Here is a 15,330-nt window from a genome sequence, read left to right on the forward strand (position 1 = left end):
CCGTCCTCAAAAAAGAGGACCGATCCATGACCGAAGCAAAATATAGACTGAAACTGCCGCAACTCAATGGACATATACTGCTGACCGACAGCGGTATGGAAACAACCCTGGTGTTTCACGACGGGTACGACTTGCCGTATTTTGCCGCATTCGACCTGTTGCGCAGCCGCAAGGGCACCGACTGGCTGAAGGCCTATTACAGCCGGCACGCCGCGCTTGCGGTCGAACAGGGTTACGGTTTCGTGCTCGAGACGCCGACCTGGCGGGCCAATCCCGACTGGGCCGAACTGATGGGCTACAGTCCGGATGCGCTCCGCGCGGTCTATCATGACGCTGCCGAAATGCTGTTCGACCTGCGCGCGAAGCACGAGAGGCCCGGCATGCCGTTCGTCGTCAGCGGCAATCTCGGACCGCGCGGCGACGGCTATTGCGTGTCGTCCAAAATGAGCGCCGCGGAGGCCGAGGCCTATCACGGCGCCCAGATCGCGGCCCTTGCGGCCGCCGGCGTCGACATGATCTCGGCGCTGACCATCAATTACGCGGAGGAGGCAGAAGGCATCGTGCGGGCAGCGCATACGCACGGGGTTCCGGCGGCGATATCATTCACGCTGGAGACCGACGGGCGGCTGCCATCCGGGCAGAGCCTGGAAGACGCCATTTTGCAGCTTGACGGCAGCGGCGACACCCGGCCCGCCTATTTCATGCTCAACTGCGTGCATCCGGAGCACTTCCAGGACGTGATCGCCCGCGGCGGCAACTGGACGCGGCGCATTCGCGGCCTGCGCGCCAATGCCTCGCGCATGAGCCATGCGGAACTGGACAATTGCGAGACGCTCGACGACGGCGATCCGGTGGAACTCGGCAACCAGTATCGCGCCCTTCTGGAGCTGATGCCGAATCTTTCGGTTTTAGGCGGTTGTTGTGGCACAGACCACAGACATGTGTGCGCCATCGGCTATTCCTGCAGGCACCAGGCCGCTGCATGACACATGCTTGAATGGAGATCGAAATGTTGAACGCAGCATTCACATCGAGACCGGCAACCTACGAAGATGCGCGTCATCTTGCGAGGCTGGTCAACCTTGCCGGCGACGGTCTTGCCTACTACCACTGGCAGACCCTGGCCGCGGGTTACGGTGACGACATCGACCCCTGGGCCATCGGCATCCGCCGTGCCGCCAGCGACACAGCCGGCTTCTCGTACACCAAATCGCTGGTCGCCGAGATGGACGGCAAGGTCACCGGGTGCGTATCGAGCTACATGATCGAGGCGCCGACGGCGCCGGAAGACCATGCCGGCGTGCCGCCGGTGTTCCGGCCGCTGCTGGAGCTGGAGGACATGGTCGTCGGCTCGCACCACGTGAACGTCCTCGCCGTTTACCCCGAACACCGCGGGAAAGGCATCGGCAGCAGGCTCCTGACGCAGGCCGAGGGCCTGGTCGAGGGCGCCACGATGAGCCTGATCGTCTCGAATGCGAACCGCGACGCACGCCGGCTCTACGAGCGGCTCGGCTACCGCAGACATGCAAGCCGGCCGAAGATCAAGGGAGACTGGAATGGGCCCGGAGAGGCCTGGATCCTGCTGGTGAAATAAAGGAGGGCCGCCTGAAATCAGGCGGCCCTTTTCTTTGACTACTCGCCCTTTGCCTTGCGCATGAGGCTGAGACCCTTGGCCGTCCGGTTCGGAAAACCGGTCCAGTAAGTGTGTTCGGGCTTCAGGGTCCCGTCTTCTTCCACCGCATAGACGCCGTCGCCGGATTTCTCGACAACGTCGAGATAGGCGCTCATCTCGCCATCGCCCTTCAGGTACTGGCCGAAGAACGCGGAGACGAAATGCTGGGTGATGTTGTTCATGCGGGTGTTGTCCCACACGGCGTCGGCATAATGGTCGAAGGGGATGAAATCCAGGTGCTCGGACGGTTGCCAGGCCTCCGTCGGCGCCGGGATCGGCGCGCCGGCATTGTGGTTGGCGTATTCGAAGGTCAGCAGATAACGGTCGGTGCCGGTGCTGAGATCGAAGATCGCCTTGGTGCCGTTCTCATAGCCCGACACGTCGTCGTCGCTGCCGGCGATGAAGAACATCGGAATGCGCACGCCGGAGAGGCCCGCGGCATCCCAGAAACCGGTATTCATGCCCCAGGGCGCAACGGCGACGGCGGCCTTGATGCGCGGGTCGATCAGCGCCTCGTGGGTATCGCTGCCGGCCAAGTGCACCTGCAGCGTGCCGGCGGGCGCGCCCCATTCATATTCGGTGCTCGCCTGGGTAACGCCGCCGCCGGCGGTGATCACCGCACCGTAGCCGCCCATGGAATAGCCGATCAGACCGGTGTCATCGGCATTGATGAGCCCGTTGAAGAAATTGCCGTCCTCCTTCGACATCCTGTCGACCGCGTCGACGACGAAGGTCTGGTCGATGGACCGGTTGACGAGGGTCGAGCCGAATGCGGCCCTGTTGTCATAGGTGCTTTCGGTGTGGTCGATGGAAACGACCACATAGCCCTTGGTGGCCAGATTCTCTCCGAGATGGCTCATCAGGAACCGGTTGCCCGGATAGCCGTGCGAGACAACGATCAGCGGATAAGCGGATTCCGGCTTGGCCGGCTCGGCGTCACGCACCGCCCGGCCCTTCAGATCGACCTTGGTCACGCCATCACGAAGAAGCACGTCCTTGTAGACGCCCTCGTAACCGGTGCCGATCGCGGCCGGATACCACACCTCCAGCGTCAGGGGCCGGTCGTAGCGCGGCAGGTCCTTGCCGTCCTCCACCTTGAGGATATCGATCTGTCCGGGGTTGGTTATCTGAACCGTGCGCACGCCGATGGGGCTGTCCCCGTGGGCGGCCAGCGCCGGCGCGTCCGGCCGGATCAAATCGACGCGATTGTCCTCGGCGAGCGCCGCCGTGCACAGCAGTCCGGTAATGGCTGCCACCCCTATTGCATGTTTCATAGCGTATCCCTGTCTTCGCGTTTCCAATTGCCGTTACGGGAACGGACGTCAACCATACTACTGAGTAGGTTTGTCTTCCAGCCATAACACATGTCGGCAACGCGATTGTGACACCGGCCGCACGAGGACGTGCAAACAGGGTCCCGGTAAAGAGCCTGTTGGCTGCTTGTTATTGTCCGGTGATGCGGTAGAGGGTGATCGAAAGGCGCCGGCCCTTCGAGTAGTTGAAGCCGGAAATCGGCTCGCCGCCTTCGGCCCGTGCGCCGCTGGCGCTGAGTGCGGTCAGGAAGGCGGGCGCATCCTCCTCCGGAACGGCAGCAATGGCGCATTCGGGATCCCTCAAAAGATGCTCCGCGGCGCTGCCGGGACCAGTCAGAAGCGTCTTCGTTCCGGCCAGGAAGACAAGGCTCGGCTCGTGATAGGTCACCGAGGCAAGCACGGAGTCGGTGCAGGCCTTTTCGGCCTCGAACCGATCGACGATCTGCCGGCTTACCCACATCTCGTCCACCTGCGGAAGGATGGCGGCGTAGGCAAGCCCGTAGGCCGTCGTTGCCGTCAGCGTCGCCACCAGCACCCGGCGCACCGGGGCAAGCTCCAGCCCGTAGCCGAGGCTGAACCAGCAGGCCATGACGAGCAGCAGCACCACCGGAATGCTCCAGAACGAGAAGCTGCCGGCGATGTAAACCGGCACGATGATCGCCAGCGACGCAAAGGCGATGGTCACGACGATGACGCCGAAGCCGGTGAAACCGTGCAGGATCCGCTGCCACAGCAGCGGTTTGGGGGCATCGCTGGCGGCAAGGCTCAGGAACCAGCCGCCGAGCAGCAGGATCGCCGGATAGGACGGCAGGATATAGTGCGGCAGCTTGGTGGGTATCAGTTCGAATAACAGCCACAGCGGCAGATACCAGGCGACGCAGAACATCATGCGCGGATCGACGAACATGCGCCTGAGCGCATGGGTGCCGCCGATGACGGCGATCAGCCCGAACGGCCACATCAGCAGGGAATAGGTAATGACATAGTATCCCGGCGGTGCCCCGTGCGATTCCTGACCCGAGGCGATCTTCGACAGCATGTCGCGGCCGACCGCCTCCTGCCAGAAGGCGGCGCCGCTTTTCCAGGTGATCAGCATCAGCCAGGGCAGCGCGATCAGCACCATGAGTGCAATGCCGCGCAGCGGCTTGAGATCGGCCAGCCATGCGCGGGGCCGGTTGCGGTCGAAAATGACGATGAACAGCACCGTCAGGGCGCTGACGAGCGGCGTGATCGGCCCCTTGACGAGGATCGACGCGCCCTGCGCGATCCAGAATATCCACACGATGGCGCCGGGAACGGGCTTTTCCTCGCGGTTCGCCACATAGATGCGTGCCAGGCAGCCCTGCGCCAAGATGGTGAGCAACAGCAGGACGGAATCGGTCTTCGCCAGCCGGCCCTCGAAGCCGGCACCGAACATGCCGGCCAGCATCAGGGCGGCAATCAGCCCGGCCGTGTGGCCGAACAGGGCCTGTCCGACCCAGTAAAGCACCGCAACCGAGGCGGCGACCGCGACGACCGAGACCACGCGATAGGCCGCGATCGGCGCTTCGGCCCCCTCGCCCGTCAGGCCGACGGTCAGCGACTGCAGCCAGTAGACACCGATCGGTTTCTTGTAGCGCGGATGGTTCTGGAACCTGATGTCGACGTAATCGCCGCTCTCGACCATCTGCTTGGTCGACTGGACATAACGGGCCTCGTCACGGTCGATCGGCGGCAACTGGCCGATTCCGGGCACCAGCACCGCAAGGCCCAGCAAAAAGAGCAATACATAACGAAGCACGCCCGCCCTTCCGTCTGCCGCGCCCAGCCGAATGAACCGATTCTGCTCCGTCAAATGCTTCAACTCGATCCGATCTTTTGTCAGTCAGTCTGGGCCATTGCGGCCTTTCGTTCGTTGGCTATCAGCCAGAGATTGCGAATATAGATGATCAAACCCATGCCCTGCCCGGCGATAAACACCGGATCCTGCCGCTGAATCGCATAAATGAATAGCATGCCTCCGCCAAACAGGGAAAAAAACCAGAAGGCAATCGGTACAACCGACCGTTTTGCGCGCTCCGACGCGATCCACTGTACGACGAAACGCATGGTAAAACAGGCCTGCGCCAGGAAACCGAGCAGCACCCAGGCGTCGAACTGTTCGATGAAGACGACCCGGAACCAGTCGATCAGCGGTGCAAACACCTCAGTCATAACGTATTTCCTCAACATCTGGCATCAATTTGCGGCGGCGCTTCAGCCACCAAACGCCGAACAGGTCCAGCGCGCCGCGCAGACCACGGTCCAGGATGCCGTAATTGGACTTGCCGAACCGGCGCGGCCGGTCCAGGACGTCGATGGCGACGACGTCGAAACCTTCCTGGATCACAAGGGCCGGCAGGAACCGGTGGGTGCCGTTGAAAAACGGCAGGCGCCGAAATATATCCGCGTGCACGGCTTTCAGCCCGCAACCGGAATCGCGGGTCCGGTCATTCAATATTGACCCGCGCAGCCAATTGGCGAAGCGCGACGAGAGCTGCTTGATCCTGGTGTCCTTGCGCTTGATGCGCTGGCCGCAGGCGATGCCGGTCAGCGGGCCTGCCTCGACCAGCGTGTCGACCAGCGGGCCGATATATTTCGGATCGTTCTGGCCGTCGCCGTCAATCGTCGCAATGACCGTGCCGGCAGCCGCCAGCACGCCGCTGCGCAGCGACAGGCTCTGGCCGACGGACGATGTGTGGCGAAGATGGCGGACCGGAAATTTGTGCCGGGCGGCCTCTGCGGCCAGCACCTCGGGCGTATTGTCGGTCGAGCCGTCATTGACGACGATCACCTCGATTTCGCGGTCGCCGAGATGCTCGGCAATCTCGTCCAAGAGCGGCGGAATATTCTGCGCTTCGTTCTTGCAGGGAATGACGATGGATATCATGGACGTGCCTTGGAGCGGTGCTCCGTATTCGAGCCGAAGTGAGAGCCGAAACAGATATTTGCAGGGAAACCGCCGGAATGCCCGGCACCTGCCGATTTTCAACCGTTTGCGCGCGGACGCCTTAGCAAGGCGGCGCTGGCGAAGCAAGTTCTTTGTCCCGGACCGCATCCGGTGCGAAGGGCAATTAAACGACCGGTGATCCCTTTACTGCGGAGCGAAGAACGCCATACTCTGACCGGTAAAAACCAGCCGTCGGAATTCGGGAGGAAAATCAACATGAAGGGACTGATGCAGGACTGGCCGCTGTTGTGTCACAAGATCATCGACCACGCAGCCACCTACCACGGGGAACGGGAGATCGTTTCGCGATCGGTCGAGGGACCGATGCATCGCACCAACTACCGCGCCATCGGCAACCGGGCGCGCCAGGTCGCCAAACGCCTCGAGAAAGACGGCATCGCATTCGGCGACCGGGTTGCGACGATGGCCTGGAACACGTGGCGGCATATGGAGGTCTGGTACGGCATCCTGGGTCTCGGCGCGGTTTATCACACGCTCAATCCGCGACTGTTCCCGGACCAGATCGCGTGGATCATGAACGACGCCGAAGACCGGTTCCTGTTCGTCGACCTGACGTTCCTTCCGGTGGTCGAGGCCGTCGCCGACAAGGTGCCGAGCCTTGAGAAGGTGGTGGTGCTGACCGACGCGGCCCACATGCCCGAAACGAAGATCAGGAATGCGGTGGCCTATGAGGACTGGGTGTCCGAGGCCGACGATGACTTCGCCTGGCGCGAATTCGACGAAACGACGGCTGCCGGCATGTGCTACACCTCTGGCACGACCGGCGATCCGAAAGGCGTCGTCTATTCGCACCGCTCGAATGTGCTTCACGCCATGGCAGCCTCGCAGCCGGACATGCTCAACCTGTCCTCCCGCGACCGCATGATGCCGGTCGTGCCGCTGTTCCATGCCAACGGCTGGTCCACGGCATTCGTTTGCCCGATGGTCGGCTCGAGCATGGTGCTTCCGGGCGCCGGCATGGACGGTGAATCGATCTACCAGATCCTGACCGAGGAACGGGTGACGATGACGGCGGCGGTGCCGACCGTGTGGCTGATGCTCCTGCAGCACCTCGAGGCGGTGGGCGGTTCACTGCCGGACCTTGAAAATGTCGTCATCGGCGGCTCGGCCTGCCCGCGGGCGATCACCCAGGCGTTCCAGGACAAATACGGCGTCAACGTCATCCATGCCTGGGGCATGACGGAAATGAGCCCGCTGGGCACGCTGTGTTCGATCAAGCCGGAATACGCGCATCTCGAAGGCGACGGCAAGCTGGACCTGCAGGCCAAACAGGGCCACCCGCCCTTTACCGTCGAGATGAAGGTCACCGACGACGACAACAATGCCCTGCCGTGGGACGGCGAGACGTTCGGAAGGCTCAAGGTGCGCGGACCGGCAATCTCCGCCTCCTACTACAAGGGGCGCGGCGCCGAGCAGTTCGACGACGAGAACTGGTTCGACACCGGCGATGTCGCCCACATCGACCCGCACGGCTACATGGAGATCACCGACCGCGCAAAGGATGTGATCAAATCCGGCGGCGAGTGGATCTCGTCCATCGAGCTTGAGAACCTGGCGGTCGGCCACGACGATGTCGCGGAGGCCGCGGTCATCGGAATCGCGCACCCGAAATGGGATGAAAGACCGCTGCTCGTCATCGTCCGCAAGGACGGCCGCGACCCGAGCAAGGACGACATCCTGGATTTCATGCGCGGCAATGTCGCGAAGTGGTGGATGCCGGACGACGTTGCGTTTGTCGACGAGATACCGCACACGGCGACCGGCAAAATCCAGAAGACGGTGCTGCGCGACCAGTTCAAGGACTACCGCTTTCCCGACGCCTGAGCCGGCCGGGCCGGCGGTCGGTCGCGCGACCCGGTCAGCCGGCCCAATAGGTGCGGGTCAATGCATAGCCGCTCGCGGAGGCTGCCGCGGTGAGCGCCATGCCCCAGACGATATCCACCACGAGCACGGTAAGCGGCCAGTTGCGCAGCGTCGCATAATTGGTGACGTCGTAGGTGCCGTAGGCAACAAGGCCGAGCAGTGCGCCGAGCATCAGCGCGGTCAGCAAGGACTGCTCCTTCAGCGCCGGCAACACCGCGAAGACAACGATGCCCGCCACGTAAAGAACGTAAAAGACCGCGGCCACACCAAGCCGCGGCTGGTCGAGCATGTAGGCGCCGAGCTGGCTGCGGTAAAAACCGCCGGCAATATAGGCCAGCCACAGATAGTCGATCACGAAAAAGACAAGCGCCGTCACGAGATAGGCTTTGATGAAAAGCTGCATGGCGTTCCAGTTCACCGTTTATTTCCCTTTTTTACGGGTTGCCGGCGGGTTCGGATCACATGGCCGAGAGCAGCGCTGAAATTCCGCATCGCAAGTGATCCGAGCGTGCCGGGCGCCCGTATGAAGTCCGTAGAACAGAGCGGCAAAAACGGGAGACACCGTTGCGTAAACAGAACATAGCGGTCATCGGCGGCGGGGTATCGGGGCTCTCGGCCGCCTGGTTGTTGAGCAAGGGGCACAATGTCACGCTTTTCGAGCGCGGCAACAGCCTCGGCGGCCACGCCCACACGGTGGATGTCGAAACCGCGGACGGAACGGTGCCCGTCGACACGGGATTCATCGTCTTCAACAAGGCGAACTACCCCAATCTGTGCGCCCTGTTTCGCCACCTCGATGTCGAATGCGCGACGACGGAGATGAGCTTTTCGCTCACCCACGATTTCGGCCGGTACGAATATGCCGGTCACGGCTCCGGATATTTCGGGCAAAGGCGCAACATCGCCAATGTCCAGCACTGGATGCTTTTGAAGGAAATCAACCGTTTTTTCCGCAATGCGCGGCGCCGGATCGCCCTTTATCACACCGACACGACACTCGGTGAATTTCTCGAGCGCGAACACTATTCGCGCGACTTCATCGACGACCACATCATCCCCATGGGCGCCGCCATCTGGTCGACATCCATGGACCGGATGCTCGAGTTTCCGGCGCGCGCCTTTGTCGACTTCTACGCCAATCACGGCATGCTGCAGTTCAAGAACCGGCCCGACTGGAACACGGTCGCGGGCGGCAGCCGTACCTATGTGAACAAGCTTGTCGCCGATGGCCGGTTCCACACCGTGCTCGGCGCGGACATCAAGACCGTCGCCCGCCGGCCGGACCGGGTGCTGATCACAATGCGGGACGGGGTCACCCAGCTCTTCGACCACGTGGTCATGGCGACGCATGCCGACCAGGCGCTGGCGCTGCTCGGCGACCGGGATGCCGCCGAAGCGGCCCTCCTGAGCGCCTTTCCCTACCAGGAAAACACCGCGTTTCTGCACTGCGACGAACGGTGGATGCCGAAGCGCAACAGGCTGTGGTCGAGCTGGAACTACATCAAGGCGGGCCGAAAATCGGCCGACGAACTGTGCGTCAGCTACTGGATGAACCGGCTGCAGTCGCTGCCGACGCGCGACAACATCTTCGTCACGCTCAACCCGATCCGCGAGATCGCGTCCGAGACGATCATCCGGGAAATGCGTTACGAACATCCGGTCTTCACCGCGGAGGCCTTCCGGGCCCAGGAGAACATGCCGACGCTGCAGGGATACCGGCGCACCTGGTATTGCGGCAGCTATCTGGGCTACGGTTTCCACGAGGACGGCCTGGCCAGCGGCCTCGCGGTCGCGGAAAAGCTCGGCGGCCTGGCGAGGCCGTGGGCGAGCGATCCGGCGTTCGACCTGCGCCGCAGCGGTTTCGAGGAGTACCTGCAGGTGGCGGAATGACAAAACCCAGCGACGCGATCTATGTCGGCACGGTCATGCACCGGCGCCTGCGGCCGAAGCCGCACGGCTTTCGCTATTCCGTGTTCTCGTTGCTGGTCGACGTCGACCACCTTCCCGGCCTCGGCCGGAAGCTGCGCCTGTTTTCCCACAACCGGTTCAACCTGTACGCGGTGCATGAAAGCGACCTCGGGAACGGCGGCGCCCTGAAACCCCATCTTGAAGGGATGGCGGCACAGGCGCTCGGCGCAAACCGCACGCGGCGATTTCTGATGCAGTGCTATCCGCGCGTCCTCGGTTACGTGTTCAACCCGCTGACTGTTTATTACGGCCTCGACGCGCAGGATCGCACGACCGTCGTGATCTACGAGGTAACCAACACCTTCGGCGAGCGGCACAGCTATGCGATCCCGGTCGATCCCGCCGACAAAGGATGCATCCGGCAGAGTTGCGAAAAGGTGCTGCACGTATCGCCCTTCAACGCGGTGCGCGGCCGCTACGCCTTCAGGACCCGCCTGCCGGGCCAAAGGGCGAATGTCGCGATCCTGCTCAAGGATGAGGACGGCCCGCTGCTCGCGGCGCAGTTCAGCGGCGAGCGCGTTCCGCTTTCCGATGCTTGGCTGGCACGCCTCGCCGTCACCCACGGTTTCATGACGGCGAAGGTCTGGCTCGGGATCCACTACGAGGCCCTGAAGCTCTGGAGCAAGCGGCTTCGTTTCTTTAAGAAACCGGCGCCGCCGACCGCTGCCGTTACCGTTCCGGTCGCGCACAAGAACCGGCGGATCGCGGCCTAGTCTTTCTGCTTTCCGGCTCCGGTCAGGCGTCTGATCAGCCAATAATAAAGCGCCGTCGGCAGGAAATTCGTCAACCGGATGATCGTCGTAAAACCGAACGGAAAGAAGATCGCCGACTTGCGCCGGACGATGCCGTCGAGGAGCTTTTGCGCCGCCATGTCGGCGCTGATGAGCCCCGGCATCCTGAACCGGTTGACCCGCGCCATGGGCGTGTCGACAAATCCCGGATTGACGATGGTTACCTCGATGCCCCATTCGTGCAACTCGAGCGCCAGCGTTTCGACCAGGTTGATCAGCGCCGCCTTTGTGGGCCCGTAGGCAACGGATGTCGGCAGGCCGCGGTAGCCGGCAACGGAGGCCACGACGACAATGCGGCCGCCGCCGCGCGCCTTCATGCCGGGCAGCAGCGCGTTGACCGCGTTGACGACACCGAAATAGTTGATGTCCATCGCCTGGCGCATCCTCGATGTGTCCATCGCGTCCGCGGCCATCGGCAGCCAGATACCGGCGCAAAGAACGGCAAGATCGATGCCGGAAAACTGCGCTTCGATGTCCTTGACGACCGCAGCGGTCGTCGCCTCATCGGAAATGTCGGCAGGAAAATCAAAGAGCCTTTCGCTGCCGAGCCGCATCTCCTGGAGTTTTTCCGCCGAGCGCGCCGTTATCGCGACCTTGTCAGCCCGGTCCTCGATCAGCCGGGCCAGGCTCGCTCCGATGCCCGAACTCGCACCGACGATCCAGACATTGCCCAGTCCGGGCTTGTTGGAATAGGTCATTGCGGGGTGCGGATCCGGTTCAGATGCCGACCAGCGGCTGCATCAGCCGGCTGACGATGCCCTTGAAGCGGGTCGGCTCCTCGGTCGCGACCAGGCAAATGCAGGGATCGTCCGAATCGACGACGGGCTGGTGTTCCACATGCTCATCGAGATCGGCGATGTCGCCACGGGCGAAGCGGCCGATCGCGTCGCGGTAGGAGCCGCGCAGGATCAGGGTCATCTCGGTGCCGCCATGGCCGTGTTCCGGCATTTTCCTGCCCGGACCGATCTTCAGCATGAACAGCGACGAGCGGGTATCGGCGAGTTCGATGCGGTGCCTGTAGACGCCCGGCACCACGAGGCGCCACTGCAATTCGTCGAGCGACTTGCCGACCAGGCTGCTCAATGGCAGCGGCACATCGGCGGCGGGGTCGTTTGCCGGCGGCGGCGGCGCGGCCGGATGCTCGTCGTTCGATCCGGTATCGGCATCGATCATCCGGGACAGGCGGGTAAAGGAGCCGTCGGACAGCGCCGCCTCCGGCATATCGGAAAGGCACGCACCGCCAACGGCCTCGGCTACGCGCACCGCCTGCCGGCACTCGTCGCACATCGCAAGATGCGAGGCGACGACCACCGCGAAGGCGGGGTCGAGATCGCCGGCCGCATAGCGCATCAGCGATGCAGCATCCAGATGGTGATGAATGCTCATCTCAAATCCTCGAGGTTTTCCTTCAGTTTCTTGTAGGCCAGCCGGGTGCGGGACTTCACCGTGCCGATGGGCAGGTCCAGCTTCCTGGCAATCTCGCTCTGCGGCATATACTGGTTGAACGCCAATTCGATCACATCCCGCTGTTCCTTCGGCAAACGCTGCAGCGCCTCGCGGACCAGTTCGCCGCGCTGGCCGGTTATCATTTCCGCTTCTGCGCTCGGCGCGTCACTGGCGATCGAAACGGTCTCGACATCCACATAGGGCTGGACGGGCTGCCGCCGCAGCCGGTCGATACGCGCGTTGCGCGCTATGGTGAATATCCAGGTCGAAACTGTGCCGCGCTCAGGCGCATAGAGCGCGGCCTTGCGCCAAACCGTCAACATGACTTCCTGCATCAGGTCCTCCGCAAGGTCTTGGCTCGCCCCTGAGCCGAGCATCATTCCCTTGATCCTTGGGCCGAACCGGACGAACAGGGTTTCGAAAGCCGATTTGTCGCGTTGGACGGCGACGGCCGATATCAGCGCCTCGAATTGCGCCTGATCCGTTTTTTGTCCCGGATCCTCGGTCGGTTCTTCCATCCGCAAGACTTTCAGCATCGTCCGGCCTTTTGTTTTAACCGGAACCATTACGTCGGCCGCACGTCATCGGATCACGGCCGTTGAAAATTTATCAGCATTTTCTGCGTGAAGGGCAATTTTCTCCATCACCGGTGATCCGTTGAGGGCGTGACGGCGTAACCCTTGCCAGCTAGCAACCCGGACCATCCGGCGGTCGACTGTCTGTCCACCTTCACAGGAGTTGAACATGCAGAAAATGATTATCGCGGCATCCGTCGCAATGGGAATCGCAGCAGCCGCACCCGCGCATGCCGCGAACATCGTTGAAACCGCGCAGGGCGCCGGCACCTTCAACACGCTTCTTGCCGCGGCACAGGCCGCGGGGCTTGCAGACGCATTGGCAACCGGCGAGAACCTGACCGTCTTCGCACCCACGGACGAGGCCTTCGCGGCGCTTCCGGCCGGCACCGTCGAGAACCTGTTGAAGCCGGAGAACAAGGACCAGCTGATTGCCATCCTCAGCTACCATGTGCTGCCGCGCAAGCTGATGTCCACCGACCTTCCGGGCCGGCGCATTCACGTCAAGACGCTGAAAACTGCCGGTGACAAGACGCTTTCGGTCGAAAAATCCTCCGCCGGCGTGACGGTGGACAACGCCAATGTCGTTTCCGCCGACATTATCGCCGATAACGGCGTCATCCACGTTATCGACACTGTCGTACTCCCCTCCAACTGACCGTCGATAACCGCGCGTCCCCATCTCCGGACGCGCTCTGGGCGCGCAATCCAGACTGCGCGCCCTTTTTTGCTTCCTGACGGAACACAAACACCCCGATCCGGCGTAAGGGATTGCAACCATCAGGCGCTGCCCGAATTGCAATCAACTTACGAAAGAATATTGCGTATTCAAATAGTTCGCGAATGTAGTTTATTTCACTGTACGGTCCTTATTTACTGCTAGAGTGACGGCAACTGTTCAAGAGCAGGTGAAAGTACTTGGGCGCACAACTGTCACTGCCGCGTATGAATATAGACTGGCGATTGAGTGCATTGGCATTTGCCGATGTCGCCGGTTATTCACGCCTGATGGCCAATGACAGCGCCGGCACTGTTGCCCTGTGGAACAGGATAAGAAAAGAAATCCTCTATCCGCACATGGAACGCCATGACGGACGCATGGTCGAAAGTCCCGGCGATGCGGTCCTGGTCGAATTCCCGGGCGCGGTCAGCGCGGTGAGCTGGGCGGTGGACGTTCAGCAATCGATACTGGAAAACCAGGGAAAATCCCTCGACAGCGATGCGATGCAGCTGCGGATCGGCATCAATGTGGACGATGTCATCGACGAGAACGGCTCGCTCTATTCCGACGGCGTGAACATTGCCTCGCGCATCCATCAACTCGCGGAACCCGGCGAAATCGTCCTGACAGGAACGGTGCGCGAGCTGATCGGCAACCGGCTTCCGAATTCCTATCGCTATGTCGGCGCGCCGCCGCTCAAGAACATCGATCGCCCGATCCACATCTACGCCGTGGAGCCGCAGGCTGGTGCCGTCGAGAAAAGCCAGATCGTAAGCCCCTATCTGAACTGGTCGTCCCGGCCGACGCTCGCCGTCCTGCCGTTCCGCAACATGGACGCATCGGAGGAAAACCGCTATTTCGGCGAGGGCATAACCGAAGACATCATCGCCGGCGTATCGCGGAGCCGCACGTTCTTCGTCATCGCCCGCAGCTCGACACTGCAGTTCGGCGAGGCGACCAAGAACCCGCAGGAGATCGCGAGCGCGCTCGGCGTCAAATACCTGCTGACGGGCAGCGTGCGGCGCCAGGACAAGCGCCTGCGCATCAATGCGGAGCTCGTCGAGACCGGGCAATCACGCACCATCTGGGCCGAACGCTATGACGGCGAAGCCGAAGACCTGTTCGAATTTCAGGACCGGATCGTCTCGAACATCGTGGCTGCCCTTGAGCCGCAGGTGCGTGCGGTCGAGACCGCGCGGATCGGCAACCGCCCGACAGACAGCCTGGACGCCTATGACTGCGTCCTGCGGGCGCTGTCGGACCTTTACCAGTTCACCTCCGAAAGTTACGGCGAATCCCGCACGCTCCTGCAGCGGGCGGTAAAGCTTGACCCCAGCTATGCGCGCGCCCACGCCTATCTCGCGTGGTTTCTGAATTTCTGGATCGGTGAAGGCCATTCCCGCAACATCGAGGACGACCGGAAGGAAGCCGTCGCGGCCGCGCGGCGCGCCGTGGCTCTGGATCCCGACGATGCGGTTTGCCTCTCGGTCGGCGGCCACGTCATGGCTTTTATCGAGGGCAAGCCCGAAAGCGCCCTCGAACTCTTCCAGCAAGCACTGGAACACGACGAGAATTCGCCGCTTGCATGGGGCCTGAGCGCCACCTGCCACGCCTATCTGGGCAACGGCGACGAGGCGCGCGAACGGTTGCGCAACGTCTGGCGGCTGGCGCCGTACGACCCGCACAATTTCTTCTTCTGGACGGCCGCCGGTATCGGCGAGTTCGTCGCCGGTCGCTACGAGGACGCCATCGCGTGGCTGCGGAAATCCTACCGGGTCAAGCCGCAACTGGTCGCGACCCTGCGCCTGCTGGCCGCCACGCTCGGCCTGAAGGGCGACATCGAAGAAGCGCAAAGCATTGCTGCCGAATTACTTGCTGCGGAGCCCGGTTTCAAAATATCGGACTTTATGGCATGGTATCCGCTGCAGAAACAGGAGGATCGGGACAAGTTGACGGAAGGTCTTCGCAGGGCAAAACTGCCGGAATAGTTCC

The 15,330-nt window shown here is 62.4% G+C and carries 15 protein-coding genes; 7 read left to right on the forward strand and 8 right to left on the reverse strand.

The window, feature by feature from the left end; genetic code table 11:
- Window positions 1-26: 26 nt before the first annotated feature.
- Window positions 27-986 (forward strand): homocysteine S-methyltransferase family protein, encoded by a 960-nt coding sequence (locus E4M07_RS16775; protein WP_136659523.1) that lies wholly within the window; start codon window positions 27-29, stop codon window positions 984-986.
- A 23-nt stretch (window positions 987-1,009) separates the two neighbouring features.
- Entirely contained in the window at window positions 1,010-1,594 is a 585-nt protein-coding gene (locus E4M07_RS16780) for a GNAT family N-acetyltransferase (RefSeq protein WP_169054259.1), read from the forward strand.
- A 38-nt stretch (window positions 1,595-1,632) separates the two neighbouring features.
- Here E4M07_RS16780 and E4M07_RS16785 read toward each other — a convergent pair whose 3' ends face one another.
- The 4 genes from E4M07_RS16785 to E4M07_RS16800 all read right to left on the reverse strand — a co-directional run bounded on the left by E4M07_RS16785 (window position 1,633) and on the right by E4M07_RS16800 (window position 5,893).
- Entirely contained in the window at window positions 1,633-2,946 is a 1,314-nt protein-coding gene (locus tag E4M07_RS16785; protein ID WP_136659525.1) for a dienelactone hydrolase, read from the reverse strand.
- Between the two features lie 169 nt (window positions 2,947-3,115).
- Window positions 3,116-4,765: a glycosyltransferase family 39 protein gene (locus E4M07_RS16790; protein WP_136659526.1), complete on the reverse strand. Its 1,650-nt coding sequence runs from the start codon at window positions 4,763-4,765 to the stop codon at window positions 3,116-3,118.
- An 80-nt stretch (window positions 4,766-4,845) separates the two neighbouring features.
- A complete protein-coding gene (locus E4M07_RS16795; RefSeq protein ID WP_136659527.1) occupies window positions 4,846-5,178 on the reverse strand; it encodes a lipid-A-disaccharide synthase N-terminal domain-containing protein in 333 nt (110 codons plus the stop codon).
- Complete coding sequence (locus E4M07_RS16800; protein ID WP_136659528.1) at window positions 5,171-5,893, reverse strand: glycosyltransferase family 2 protein; 723 nt, start codon at window positions 5,891-5,893, stop codon at window positions 5,171-5,173. The genes E4M07_RS16795 and E4M07_RS16800 overlap by 8 nt, the downstream gene beginning before the upstream one ends.
- A gap of 276 nt (window positions 5,894-6,169) precedes the next feature.
- Here E4M07_RS16800 and E4M07_RS16805 point away from each other — a divergent pair, with 276 nt between their 5' ends.
- Window positions 6,170-7,798, forward strand: coding sequence for a long-chain-fatty-acid--CoA ligase (locus E4M07_RS16805; protein ID WP_136659529.1), 1,629 nt, complete (start codon window positions 6,170-6,172; stop codon window positions 7,796-7,798).
- Between the two features lie 34 nt (window positions 7,799-7,832).
- Here E4M07_RS16805 and E4M07_RS16810 read toward each other — a convergent pair whose 3' ends face one another.
- Window positions 7,833-8,255, reverse strand: coding sequence for a DUF2177 family protein (locus E4M07_RS16810; protein ID WP_348640524.1), 423 nt, complete (start codon window positions 8,253-8,255; stop codon window positions 7,833-7,835).
- 146 nt (window positions 8,256-8,401) lie between these two features.
- Between E4M07_RS16810 and E4M07_RS16815 the strand changes: the two genes are divergently transcribed.
- Together E4M07_RS16815 and E4M07_RS16820 are read left to right on the forward strand one after the other, a co-directional pair.
- A complete protein-coding gene (locus tag E4M07_RS16815; RefSeq protein ID WP_246660480.1) occupies window positions 8,402-9,727 on the forward strand; it encodes an FAD-dependent oxidoreductase in 1,326 nt (441 codons plus the stop codon).
- Window positions 9,724-10,518, forward strand: a complete 795-nt coding sequence (locus E4M07_RS16820) for a DUF1365 domain-containing protein (protein ID WP_136659530.1) — start codon at window positions 9,724-9,726, stop codon at window positions 10,516-10,518. The genes E4M07_RS16815 and E4M07_RS16820 overlap by 4 nt, the downstream gene beginning before the upstream one ends.
- Here the strand turns inward: E4M07_RS16820 and E4M07_RS16825 are convergent.
- Genes E4M07_RS16825 through E4M07_RS16835 form a run of 3 tightly spaced genes read right to left on the reverse strand, consistent with a single transcriptional unit; the run spans window position 10,515 to window position 12,560 of the window.
- The gene (locus E4M07_RS16825; RefSeq protein ID WP_136659531.1) at window positions 10,515-11,294 is read right to left on the reverse strand and encodes an SDR family NAD(P)-dependent oxidoreductase; all 780 of its coding nucleotides are present in this window, start codon (window positions 11,292-11,294) and stop codon (window positions 10,515-10,517) included. The two genes, E4M07_RS16820 and E4M07_RS16825, sit on opposite strands and share 4 nt — an antisense overlap.
- 19 nt (window positions 11,295-11,313) lie before the next feature.
- Window positions 11,314-11,982 (reverse strand): ChrR family anti-sigma-E factor, encoded by a 669-nt coding sequence (locus E4M07_RS16830; protein WP_136659532.1) that lies wholly within the window; start codon window positions 11,980-11,982, stop codon window positions 11,314-11,316.
- Window positions 11,979-12,560 carry a sigma-70 family RNA polymerase sigma factor gene (locus E4M07_RS16835; protein ID WP_136659636.1) on the reverse strand — a complete coding sequence of 194 codons (582 nt, stop codon included), beginning with the start codon at window positions 12,558-12,560 and terminating at the stop codon, window positions 11,979-11,981. The genes E4M07_RS16830 and E4M07_RS16835 overlap by 4 nt, the downstream gene beginning before the upstream one ends.
- Before the next feature lie 226 nt (window positions 12,561-12,786).
- Here E4M07_RS16835 and E4M07_RS16840 point away from each other — a divergent pair, with 226 nt between their 5' ends.
- Both E4M07_RS16840 and E4M07_RS16845 read left to right on the forward strand, forming a co-directional pair.
- Window positions 12,787-13,275 carry a fasciclin domain-containing protein gene (locus E4M07_RS16840; RefSeq protein ID WP_136659533.1) on the forward strand — a complete coding sequence of 163 codons (489 nt, stop codon included), beginning with the start codon at window positions 12,787-12,789 and terminating at the stop codon, window positions 13,273-13,275.
- 305 nt (window positions 13,276-13,580) lie between these two features.
- Window positions 13,581-15,326 carry a tetratricopeptide repeat protein gene (locus E4M07_RS16845; RefSeq protein WP_206057297.1) on the forward strand — a complete coding sequence of 582 codons (1,746 nt, stop codon included), beginning with the start codon at window positions 13,581-13,583 and terminating at the stop codon, window positions 15,324-15,326.
- Window positions 15,327-15,330 lie beyond the last annotated feature (4 nt).

This window comes from Nitratireductor sp. XY-223 (assembly GCF_004959855.1).
GTDB lineage: Bacteria > Pseudomonadota > Alphaproteobacteria > Rhizobiales > Rhizobiaceae > Hoeflea_A.